11 protein-coding genes are annotated in these 11,273 nt (G+C 59.6%); 3 read left to right on the top strand and 8 right to left on the bottom strand.

The window, feature by feature from the left end:
- Positions 1-187 precede the first annotated feature (187 nt).
- Positions 188-1,309 (bottom strand): lactonase family protein, encoded by a 1,122-nt coding sequence (locus tag D8B20_RS08365; RefSeq protein ID WP_145888433.1) that lies wholly within the window; start codon positions 1,307-1,309, stop codon positions 188-190.
- Positions 1,310-1,690: 381 nt separating this feature from the next.
- Here D8B20_RS08365 and curA point away from each other — a divergent pair, with 381 nt between their 5' ends.
- Positions 1,691-2,716 carry an NADPH-dependent curcumin/dihydrocurcumin reductase gene (gene curA, locus D8B20_RS08360; protein ID WP_145888432.1) on the top strand — a complete coding sequence of 342 codons (1,026 nt, stop codon included), beginning with the start codon at positions 1,691-1,693 and terminating at the stop codon, positions 2,714-2,716.
- 55 nt (positions 2,717-2,771) lie between these two features.
- Here curA and D8B20_RS08355 read toward each other — a convergent pair whose 3' ends face one another.
- Together D8B20_RS08355 and D8B20_RS08350 are read right to left on the bottom strand one after the other, a co-directional pair.
- Entirely contained in the window at positions 2,772-3,740 is a 969-nt protein-coding gene (locus D8B20_RS08355; RefSeq protein WP_145888431.1) for a hypothetical protein, read from the bottom strand.
- Between the two features lie 10 nt (positions 3,741-3,750).
- On the bottom strand, positions 3,751-4,233 hold the full coding sequence (locus D8B20_RS08350; protein WP_145888430.1) for an Hcp family type VI secretion system effector: 483 nt from the start codon (positions 4,231-4,233) through the stop codon (positions 3,751-3,753).
- Between the two features lie 452 nt (positions 4,234-4,685).
- Here D8B20_RS08350 and D8B20_RS08345 point away from each other — a divergent pair, with 452 nt between their 5' ends.
- Positions 4,686-5,426 (top strand): nitroreductase family protein, encoded by a 741-nt coding sequence (locus D8B20_RS08345; protein WP_145888429.1) that lies wholly within the window; start codon positions 4,686-4,688, stop codon positions 5,424-5,426.
- 47 nt (positions 5,427-5,473) lie between these two features.
- Here the strand turns inward: D8B20_RS08345 and rluF are convergent, their stop codons facing one another.
- Positions 5,474-6,355 (bottom strand): 23S rRNA pseudouridine(2604) synthase RluF, encoded by an 882-nt coding sequence (rluF, locus tag D8B20_RS08340; protein ID WP_145888428.1) that lies wholly within the window; start codon positions 6,353-6,355, stop codon positions 5,474-5,476.
- A 214-nt stretch (positions 6,356-6,569) separates the two neighbouring features.
- Between rluF and D8B20_RS08335 the strand changes: the two genes are divergently transcribed.
- On the top strand, positions 6,570-7,310 hold the full coding sequence (locus D8B20_RS08335; protein ID WP_145888427.1) for an HPP family protein: 741 nt from the start codon (positions 6,570-6,572) through the stop codon (positions 7,308-7,310).
- 19 nt (positions 7,311-7,329) lie between these two features.
- Here D8B20_RS08335 and D8B20_RS08330 read toward each other — a convergent pair whose 3' ends face one another.
- Genes D8B20_RS08330 through D8B20_RS08315 form a run of 4 tightly spaced genes read right to left on the bottom strand, consistent with a single transcriptional unit; the run spans position 7,330 to position 11,267 of the window.
- Entirely contained in the window at positions 7,330-8,241 is a 912-nt protein-coding gene (locus D8B20_RS08330; RefSeq protein ID WP_145888426.1) for a metallophosphoesterase, read from the bottom strand.
- Between the two features lie 11 nt (positions 8,242-8,252).
- Positions 8,253-9,071, bottom strand: a complete 819-nt coding sequence (locus tag D8B20_RS08325) for a carbohydrate ABC transporter permease (RefSeq protein ID WP_145888425.1) — start codon at positions 9,069-9,071, stop codon at positions 8,253-8,255.
- On the bottom strand, positions 9,068-9,979 hold the full coding sequence (locus D8B20_RS08320) for a carbohydrate ABC transporter permease (RefSeq protein WP_145888424.1): 912 nt from the start codon (positions 9,977-9,979) through the stop codon (positions 9,068-9,070). Before D8B20_RS08320 ends, D8B20_RS08325 begins: the two co-directional genes overlap by 4 nt.
- A gap of 10 nt (positions 9,980-9,989) precedes the next feature.
- Entirely contained in the window at positions 9,990-11,267 is a 1,278-nt protein-coding gene (locus tag D8B20_RS08315; protein ID WP_145888423.1) for an ABC transporter substrate-binding protein, read from the bottom strand.
- Positions 11,268-11,273 lie beyond the last annotated feature (6 nt).

The following is an 11,273-nucleotide window of genomic DNA, read 5'->3' as shown; positions in this document are numbered from 1 at the left end:
GATAACTGATAGACCGCCGGCCGCGCCGACGACGCCATGCGGCCTGCCCGCGCACGCTGCGGATAAAGTGTGCAATCTGCCAGTAGCGGAAGAAATGTGTGCGGGATCACATTTTCTCCGCCGGGGGCGTTATCCATAAAATTATTTCGCGCAGCCGGCCGGACGCTGGCTGCGCTGCCGCCGGGTGTCAGGGAGCGTAGCGGACAAGGGTGACCCAGTTGGCGTCGCGGCCAGCCGGTGCTTCGCCGACGCGCGTCAGGGTGCCGTGCTGCGGATCAATGGCGTAGCTGCCAATCACCCTGCTCTTTTCACCGCTGACAATCAGCCAGCGGCCGTCCGGACTGACGGCAAAGCCGCGCGGCTGCTTTTCGACCGGCCAGCTGCCCGTCAGCGTCAGCCTGCCATCCTCCGGATCCACGCGATAGCCGCTGACGGTACTGCTGGTCCGCTCAGTGACGTAGAGAAAGCGGCCATCGGGCGTCAGAGCGATATCCGCAGCCCAGATGCGCGGCGTGGGATCGCTGTAGCCAGGCGGACGCTCGCGCCCGTGCGCAAGATCGTATTGCCCCGCCACCGCCGGTGGCGTTTCGGCCACCTTGATCAGCCTGCCATCGGCCTCGCGCCGGAACTGTGTGATGATGCCGCCCATTTCGCCAAGGTTATAGAGAAAGCGATTGTCCGGTGACAGCACAGAGTGACGCGGGCCATTTTCTGCGGCGGTGCTGACCGCGCCACTGCCCAGCGCGCGCAGCGTTCCGGTTGCCGTCAGCTGCAGTTGCAGCACGCGGTCGGTTCCCAGATTGCCGACGTACGCCGTCCTGCCGCTGGCGTCGACGATCACCGAGTGCGCCGCGTGGCCGGTGCGATAGCTGCTGACCGGCGGGGCGACAACCTGACCATTCGCCGCCAGGCGGTACACCTGTACCACGTCGCCATCATAGGAGGCGCCGAGCAGAAAGCGCCCCTGCCTGTCGGTGCTGATAAAAGGGTAGCTGGCGGCGGCCGCAGCAGAGCCGTTTTGCGTCAGATCGCCACTGTGCCGATCGATGTTCCAGCTCACCAGCTGGTAAGGCTTGCTGCGAATCGCGCCATACAGGTGCGCGCCGTCGGCGCTCAGCGCCAGCGGCATGATTTTACCGCCGGCTGCGGTATGTCCCAGCAGCTGCAGCGCACCGGTCTGCGCATTCAGCACATAGCGCGCGATGGTGCCGTCTTCTGCTTCCGAAACATAGACAAAGGTGTTTGCCAGCAGCGGCGCACTGAACGTCAGTGCTGCCAGCAGCGTCGCGGTGCGTAATCGGTTTCTCATCGGTTTTCCTTCCTGGGTAAGACCGGACCGGCGGCTGTGCTGCCCGCCCGGCATGACGGGGTTCTCTGGCCGCGCAGTGTAGCCTGTCTGCGCCCTGCGTGCGCGGTCTGCCTGCCCGTGTTACCGGGCAGGCGCAGGATCTCCAGATATACGCACGCGTGCGCCGCGCGGTCAGGGCAGTTTGCCTGAGTTCCACTGGGCAATTTGCCAGGAGACGAAGGCTTTCAACAACCTGCACCGGTTTACCTCGCCACGTTTTTGCGCGGTTTGTGCGCTGGCTCACCTGCGGCATCTGCGATAGCGTGATGAACAGGCAAAACCGCCTCATCCCAGCCGTATCGTCTACACTTTCTGCTTTAACGCGCAGAAACAGGAGCTGTTATGAGTGAATCATCGCAAATCAACCACGCCTGGCTACTGGCTTCCCGCCCCGATGGCGAGCCGGTAAAAGAGAACTTCCGTCTGGTGGAGCAGCCTGTTCCGCAGATTAAGCAAGGCGAAATTCTGCTGCGCACCCGTTATCTCTCTCTGGACCCGTACATGCGTGGCCGGATGGACGACAGTGATTCTTATGCTGCGCCGGCGCAGCTGGACGAGCCGATGGTCGGCGGTACGGTGAGCCAGGTGGCGGCATCGCAGCATCCTGATTTCAAAGAAGGTGACTGGGTGCTCTCGGCCAGCGGCTGGCAAAGCTATGCCGTCTCCAACGGTGAAGGCGTCAGTAAACTCGGCGATCTGCCCCACCCCTCGTGGGCGCTGGGCATTCTGGGAATGCCGGGCTTCACTGCCTGGATGGGCCTGATGGATATCGGCCAGCCCAAAGCCGGTGAAACGCTGGTGGTGGCTGCGGCCACCGGACCGGTGGGCGCCACCGTCGGCCAGCTGGGGAAACTGCACGGCTGCCGGGTGGTGGGTGTGGCCGGTGGTGAAGAGAAGTGCCGCTATGCCATCGAAAAGCTCGGTTTTTCCGCCTGCATTGATCACCATCGCGAAGATTTTGCCGACCAGCTGGCAGCGGCCTGCCCGGACGGCATCGACATCTACTTCGAGAACGTCGGCGGCAAAGTCTTTGATGCCGTGCTGCCGCAGCTGAATACCTCCGCGCGCGTACCGGTTTGTGGCCTGGTGTCCGGTTACAGCAGCCGCGAACTGCCACCGGGGCCGGACCGCGTGCCGCTGCTGATGGGCACGCTGCTCAAGCGCCGCATTCGCATGCAGGGCTTCATTATTTTCCAGGATTATGGTGATCGTTATCCGGAATTCCTGCAGGCAATGACCCCGCTGGTGGAGCAGAAAAAAGTACTGTACCGCGAACATATGATTGAGGGGCTGGAAAACGCACCGCAGGCATTCTTCGATATGCTGAAGGGGAAAAACTTTGGCAAAACCGTGGTCAAAGTCGCCTGACGCCTGACTAAAAACGGGCCGTCAGTGCGACGGCCCGGTTAGCTGACGTCATCATTTAAAATATCGAACCAATATCATGAAAAATCGTAAACTCCGCCTCACTCATGGTATGCGTCTGGCCATCTACCGTAAATGAGACAAAATGATTACCCTCCAGCACGATGTCGGATTCCACCTGACGGGAAAAAACCAGCGAGGTAAAAATAAAGGCTTCAATCATGGCCAGCGTTTCCCGCACCTGCGGATTACTGCCACCGGGTCGATCGTCGCGAATACCATAATTGGCTTTTTTCAGCGTTGCGAATTTTTCTTTGCATTTTGCCTGGTCAGTAATGACTTTGCGGCGCGTATCGTCAACAAACTTACTTAATTTGATCTTCGCCTTGACCACCCGCTTCGTGGCATTAATAAACCGTTCATTACTTTCCGTCTGTTTGGAAATAAGGTGATTACGCAGCAGAAAAAAAAGCGCAGCGCTGGCTAAACCGGCGGTGCCGCCAATCAGCGCCATACGGGCAGTTTTAAAATCTTCATACTGCTTGCCGCTGGTTTTCGCGCCCTCTGCCGTCAGCAGATTAACGCTGTAGCCTACCAGCGCCCCTGCTGCGGTTAACACCCCCGCGATACTGGCATAGGTGGTGGCCCGCGCTTTATCATAAATATTACTGACGAGGCGTAAATCCGGACGACGGATGTACTGGGACAACGGCATCGGTACCGATGAACGGAACTGATTGAAATAGGCGTTTTGCCTGATATCCGCCGCCGGCGCGCTGCTGCCGTTGAGCGGACGCAGCTCAAAGCCGGCGCTGTTTTCCACATCGGAGCGGCGCGCGGTGGCGGGCTGAACCATATTCTCGAAATGGTAGATAATCAGGTCGTTTGAATCATTCTCAAACTGCTGCAGCGTGCCGGAATCCTCTTTCAGTCCGTTGACGAAGCCGATAATCAGCTTCATTTCCTCCGGTGTGACGAACCTGTTCTCACGCATCAGGTTAGTGATGCTCGGCGTGATATCATTCATAAGCTACCTGTCAGATTTCTTTATTTTGTTTGATATCCCAGCCTGATTTTGTCTCTGCGCCTTTATTGCCTTTATCGGCCTGCTCCCAGTAATGCAGGTTCACTTTGGCCGCCTGGAAATAGTAATTCACCACAATGGCATCGGTGTTGCCCACGCCATTAAACTCTGTGGCGGTCACCAGCACATCTTCCAGCACCACGCGCGAATATTCGACCTGATTACCGCCTGCTTTGCAGATCGATAATTCCACCTTGCTGACATGTTTGCCGCTGGCGCAATATTTCATGATGGCCGGCGTCGCTTTATCAATTAATGCCTGCACGTTCAAATCGCGGAACTGCACTTTTCCCGCACCGCCGCCACCGCCCACGCTCATATTGCCCGGCTGACTGGCCGCCCAGTTAAATGACAGCGCATCAATCCAGTTTTTATGATTTGCGTCTTTTGATTCGCCGGTTACGCCGTCCACTTTTAAAAACATATCAATCGCCATAAAACTCTCCTTTAACATGTATTAGTCTGAATAAATTAGCGCCAGACATTAATAAAGGGTTTAGCGCGAATGAGTCAATGTCATTAATATGACAGTACCATTTATAAGAAGATTCCTGGCATACCGCGTCACGCATTAAGCCAACTGTGCAGAATATACCGCTGCATCACTCTATAAAACAAATTAAATCATGGCTTTAAAATCGATGAATTACTCCGGTTCGCAAGGCCTGTTAAAGGGCGATTTTTCCTGGCCTGGCGGCAAAGGATAAGAAAAATTTCAGCGCCGTTCAGGGCGAAGCTTGCCTGCGGCCCGCCCCCATCAGGCGGCAGCCTGAAACGTCGGTTTTACGCGGCGACCACAGCCGCCCTCTGCCCGGCCGCGACGGCAATAACCGTTAAGCCAGCCACCGGCAATCCCTGCTACGCTTGCGCCTCCATACAGGAGGAAGCATGGGTTCTTTAATCGATATTTTTACCAGCCATAAAAGCGATCGCAGTTTTACCACCCGGCCCGTTGACGACGCGGTACTGGATCGCATCATTTCGGCGGCCTATTTTGCCCCGACGTCGGTAAACTCACAGCAGGTGTCCGTTGTGGTGACGCGGGATGCGGCGAAGCGCGCACAGATTGCGGAAATCGCGGGCGGTCAGCCGTGGATTGCACAGGCACCGGTCTTCCTGACGTTTGTGCTGGATATGCATAAATCTGCGCTGGCCCATCAGGCCGTGGGCCGCCAGCAGGTGGCGCATGAGAGCATCGAGAGCATTGTTTCCGGCTCAACCGATGTGGGCATCGCGCTGGGCTCGGTGATGGCCGCCGCGCGTGCTGAAGGTCTGGGGATTGTGCCTATCGGCGGCATCCGTCGTGATGCAGAAGCGCTGATTGACCTGCTGGCGCTGCCGCCGCTTACCTTCCCGGTTGCCGGGGTGGTGATTGGTCATGTCGATCAGCCGGCTCATCAGAAACCGCGCCTGCCGCTTGCCACCTTCCGCCATGAAGAGCACTACCAGCAGGAAGGCCTGGAACAGCACATTGCGGCGTATAACGATCAGCTGCTGCAGCACTGGCAGAACATCGGCCGCAGCGACGGGGAAAACTGGAGCGACAGCGTCAGCGGTTACTACCAGCATATCTATTTCCCGCACGTGCTGGCCGCGCTGAAGAAACAGGGCTTCGGTAACGACAAATAATGTCGGTGTCGCCCTGTCCGGCGACCCGGGGCGCTGCGCTGAACGGCTCAGCGCCCTTTTTTTCTGCGGCCCGGCTGGGTAAAGCGTTTGCGGTTCGCGCCCTGCCCACCCGGCTTCTCGCTCGGTTTCGGCGCGCCGGCCTGCGGTTTCTTCACCGCAGGCGCGGCTTTTTTCTTCGCCTGCGCTTTCTGCGTCTTCTCATCCTCTGATGATGAGTCCTCGATCAGCTTGAACAGCTCAATCAGTTCATCATCCGTCAGGTCACGCCATTCGCCGGGCGGAATGCCTTTCAGGCTGACATTCATGATGCGCGTGCGCTCCAGCTTCGTCACTTCATAGCCAAAATGTTTGGTCATGCGGCGAATCTGTCGGTTCAGCCCCTGCACCAGAATGATACGAAACACAAAGGTGGACTCTTTTTTCACCTTGCACTTTTTCGTCACCGTGCCAAGCATTGGCACCCCGCCGGCCATGCCGGCAATAAACTCGTCGGTGATGGGTTTATCGACGGTGACCACGTACTCTTTTTCGTGATTGTTGCCGGCGCGCAGAATCTTATTAACCAGATCGCCGTGGTTGGTGAGGAAAATCAGCCCCTGCGAGTCCTTATCCAGCCGGCCAATCGGGAATACGCGTTTGCTGTGGTTAACGAAATCGCTGATGTTGTCACGTTCCCCCTCTTCCATGGTGGTGACAATGCCGACGGGCTTATTCAGCGCAATCAGCACCAGATCCTCTTCGTTGCGCGGTTCAATCAGCCGCCCGTTGACTTTGACCTCATCCCCGGCGAACACCTGCGCCCCGACGGTGGCGCGTCTGCCGTTAATGAAAACGTTGCCCTGTTCAATATAACGGTCGGCATCGCGGCGGGAGCAGATTCCGCTCTCGCTGATGTATTTATTCAGGCGCGTGGATGAGTTGGGCAGCATGGTTCCTCCGAAAAAAAACGGACTATATTGCACATAGCCGGGTGGTGCAATCTCCTGACGCACCGCCCGCAGCGCTGAACGTTAAACAGCATGTTAACTGCTGCCATTTCATTCACGCCATGCTAACCCTTTGCTCACAATCCGGTTGTGGCGCCGCTGCCAATCGGCGACAATCGCCAGCCATCGCTTTTTCTTATGACCCGGTAACACCATCATGACGCAATCCCCTTCGCCAGGCCGGCTGCATGCGCTGCGCCTGATCCTGGCGCGGCTCTGGCCGCATCCGCTGCCTGTCGCCCGCAAACAGATTCTGCTCGCCAGCCTCGGTGCCGGCCTGGGACTGATGCTCACCAGCCTGATCAGCCATGCGCTGCTGGGTGCGGTAAATTTATGGTTTGTTGCGCCGATGGGGGCCTCTGCGGTTCTGCTGTTTGGCCTGCCGAACAGCCCGCTGGCGCAGCCGTGGTCGATTGTCGGCGGCAATCTGGTGGCCGGACTGATTGGCGTCACCACCGCTCGCTATGTGCCGCAGCCCGCGCTGGCCTGCGGCGTTGCCGCCTGCCTGGCGATTGCGCTGATGTTTAAGCTGCGCTGTCTGCACCCGCCCAGCGGGGCGGTGGCGCTGACGGCGATTCTCGGCGGTGAAGGCGTCCGGCAGATGGGCTACCACTTTATCCTGACGCCGGTGCTGCTGAATTCGTTCTGCCTGGCGCTGCTGGCGATCCTCTTCAACAATCTGGCCGGGCGCCGCTATCCTCACCCGCTGGCCGCCGCCGAAACCCGCCCGCAGCCGGTCGCGCTTGATGTACCCATCACGCGCGACGATCTGCATCAGGCGCTGGAGAGCGGCCAGCTGCTGGATATTGACGAAGATGATTTACAGCAGCTGCTGCAGCGCGCCGAGGCGATCGCCGTGCAGCGCCAGCAGGCGCAGCCGCTGAAGCGCGCGGGCTGATCGTCTGCGGCGGCGGCAGTCAGTCAGGGGCATAGCCGGGCTGTCCGCCGTAGCCGGTGACGGTCATCCCCGCCGGCGTCAGCGTCACTGTGGCAAACGGCACCGCTTCTGCGCCGTCCAGCATTCCCCGCAGCGTAATGAAATCCGTTTGTGCCAGTCGCGCATAGCCGCCACGATGATCGTGTCCGGCAAAACAGGCGCGCACGCCGTAACGGCAGAACAGCTGCGTCAGTTGCGGCCCGTTCAGCAGCATATGGCTGTTGTGCGGCGCCAGCGGATAGTGACCAAAGACGATCACCTGCTCCTGCGCTGCCTGCGCCTGCTGCAGCTGTGCTTCCAGCCATGCGCGCTGCGCGCTGCCCACGGCACCGTTCCACGGCTGTGCCTGCGGCTGCTGGCTGGCGAGTAAATCGGCCAGCAGCCTGGCGGCCTGCTGACGATCGTCACCGTTATGGCGGTTGCAATAGAGGCTGATGTCGTTGCCGTCGTACACGATAAAACGCCAGCCTGCCATGCGAAACGCATAGTAGCTTTTGGGCAGCGGCGCGGCGTCGTTCAGCTGCTGCGCGACGGTCTGCGCGTCATGATTGCCCATCACCACGGCGTGCGGATGCACCAGACGATCGTAAACCGGCAGCAGCGCGGCATAGCTGCGCCAGTCGCGGTCCACCAGATCCCCCAGCGTCACCACAAAATCCAGCGGCTGCTGATTCAGCGCGTCAATCGCCTGCGGCAGCTTACGCAGCGCATGGCGGTAATAAAGCTGCTGCTTCACATCGGCGTCAATATCGGCATATTGCGGATCGGCCAGCAGGCCAAAGCACAGGCTGCTGCCCAGCGGTGCCCGGCGCAGATCCGGCGGCTGATACCATTCCGCGACATCGCCCAGCAGCGTACGCTGCAAGGCAGTAAGTGGATGAGGATGCAACACGGGGGCTCTCCTTAGCGAATACCGGCACGCATAAAAGACTGAATAAACTGGCGCTGAAACAGCAGAAACAGCAGCAGCAGCGGTAACGTGGTGATCAGCGTCGCGGCGCTGATCAGCGCCCACTGAACGCCCTGCTCCGGCGCGGAAAATAGCTGCAGGCCGACGGTCAGCGGTCGCACCTGCACCGAATCGGTAATGACCAGCGGCCAGAGAAAGTCATTCCAGTGAAAGCTGATCGACACCAGCGCGAAGGCGACATAAACCGGTTTTGCCAGCGGCATATAGATCGTACGCAGGATGAAAAAGCGGCTGGCGCCTTCGACAATGGCCGCCTCCTCCAGCACCAGTGGAATACTTTTGAAAGTCTGACGCAGCAGGAAGATGGCAAAGGCCGAGGCAAAATAGGGCAACGCAATGCCGGTCAGCGTGTCGCGCAGCCCGAGCGCGCCAATAGTGGTGTAGTTGTTCAGAATCAGCACATCCGGGCTGATCATCAGCTGCAGCAGGATCAGCGCAAAAATCGCGCCGGAAAATTTCAGCCGGAAACGCACCAGCGCATAGGCCGCTAGCGTTGCCAGCACCAGCTGTACCACCACAATCATCAGCACCAGCAGCGTGGTGTTGAGAAAATAGCGACCAAAAGGGGCGGCCTGCCAGGCGGTGACAAAGTTGGCCAGCGTCAGCGGAGCCAGCAGCGAAAAGCCGGCCTGAGCCGAAACCGGGTGAATCGCCACCCACAGCGCCACCAGCACCGGCAGGCACCACAGCAGCGCCGCCAGCCAGGTCAGCAGCGTCAGTGTCAGACGGCCAGCAGAAAACGCAGGTTTCATTGGTAGTGTGCTCGCTTATCCAGCAGGCGGAATTTAAGAAGCGCAATCGCCGCCAGCAATAGCAGCAGCAAGCCGGTCATGGCCGCAGCGGCGGGCCTGTCCCAGAAGCTGAACGCGGTGCGGTAAATGTAAAACAGCAGCAGGCTGCTGCTGTTATCCGGCCCGCCGCTGGTCATGGCGATCACCTGATCGACAATGCGAAACGCATTCATTGAGGCGTTGATCAGCACAAACAGCGTGGTGGGCATCAGCAGCGGCCACTGCACGCGCCGGAAAAAGTAGCGGCGTGACGCGCCCTCGATCGCCGCTGCCTCCGCCAGGCGCGGATCGATCTGCTGCAGCGCAGCAAGGTAAAAGATCATAAAGAAGCCCGCCTCGCGCCAGACGGAGACCACCATCAGACACCCCAGCGCGGTGGCCGGATCCCCCAGCCAGTTCACCGCAGGCAGTGAAAACCACGCCAGCAGCTGATTCAGCAGGCCGAGCTGTGGCGTGTAGAAAAACAGCCACAGATTGGCGATGGCGATCATCGGCAGCAGTGAAGGAAGAAAGAACGCCGCGCGCACCAGGCCGTTACCGCGCAGACGCCGGTTCACCGCCAGCGCCATCAGCAGCGCCAGCGCAACCGCCAGCGGAATGGTGATCGCCGCATACAGCAGGTTGTTTTGCAGTGAGCGCAGGAAAATATCGTCATTCAGCAGCGCCCGGTAGTTCTCCAGCCCGACAAACCGGGCCGGATGATGGTTACGCGCGGCGCTGAACAGGCTCTGCCACAGCGTGGCGACGGCCGGATAATGGGTAAACAGCAGCAGAAAGCTCAGCGCCGGCAGGATCAGCAGATAGCCGGAGAGCTGCAGCGACCAGTATCGCGGCCGGTAAGGCGTCACGCTGTCAGTGAGTGTGCTCATCGCGCCACCGTTACTGATAGTTTTTCAGCAGCCGGTCGGCCTGCTTCTGTGCCTCGGCCAGCGCCTCCGCCGGCGTTTTGCGCAGCGTTACGGCCGCTTCCACCGCATGATTGAGCGCGTCCTGGATCTGCACGCTGTTGTAGGTAGAGAGCTCCGGCTGGGCGTATTTCAGCTGTTCACGCGCCACCAGCGCCTGCGGCACGGCCTGCACATAGGTTTTCATTGCTGGCGTTTCCCACGCCGCCGGGGAGGTGGCCACATAGCCGGTGGCAATGCTCCAGCGCGCCGCCTGCTCCGGGGCCGTGACCCAGCGGATAAAGCGCATCGCGGCCTGCTGCTGCGCCGGCGTGGCGCTTTTAAAAATATACAGGTTGCCGCCGCCGGTCGGGCTGCCGCGCTGGGTTTTCTCCGGCAGCATCGCCACGCCAAACGGGAATTTCGCGTTGTCGCGTACGTTGGTCAGGTTGCCGGTGGTGGTCACCATCATGGCGGTTTTGCCGCTGATGAAATCCTGCGGCGTGGTGGCCCAGGCGATGGCACCTTTAGGTGAAACTGCCGCTTTCTCACCGAGATCGGTCAGCCACTGCAGCGTCGCAACGTTGCCGGGGGTATCGAAGTACACCGCCGTGCCTTTGCCGTTGTCGAGCCGTCCGCCGTTGGTGGCGGACAGCCCCTGAAAATTCCAGTAGCCGTTTGGCGTGGAGGGAATTTCAATGCCCCACTGGCTGACGCCGCTGGCGTCTTTCAGCGTGAGTTTTTTAGCAAAATCTACCACCTGCTGCCAGTTTGCCGGCGGCGTATCGGCATCCAGTCCGGCGCGGGCAAACGCCTGTTTGTTCCAGTACATCACCACGGTTGAACGCTGAAACGGCACGCCCCACACTTTGCCATCAATGCGGCGCAGAAACGCCGGGTAAAAACTGTCGAGCCACTGTTTCCCCTCATCGCCGGTGGCCAGATCGCTGGCTGCCACAATCGCGTCCGCATCGATCAGCGAATAGGCTTCAATGTCCCCGATCACCGCCAGCTGGGGGGCGTTACCGCCGCGAAACGCCGTCAGCGCTTTGGTCACCGTGGTGGCGTAATCGCCGGTATAGACCGGCTGGATAGCGATCTCCGGATGTACTTTCTCAAAATCGGCCACCAGCGCATCCACGGTATGGCTGACTTTGCCGCCCACGGCAATCGGATAGTACATCTGCAGCTGCACCGGTTCAGCAGCCAGCGCAGCGGACGCCGCGCACAGCATTAATGCACCGGCCAGACGTGAGTAACGAATTGCGGTCATGATTTT

The organism is Candidatus Pantoea soli, from assembly GCF_007833795.1.
Lineage (GTDB): Bacteria > Pseudomonadota > Gammaproteobacteria > Enterobacterales > Enterobacteriaceae > Pantoea > Pantoea soli.
This window is presented reverse-complemented; position numbering and strand designations above follow the sequence as displayed.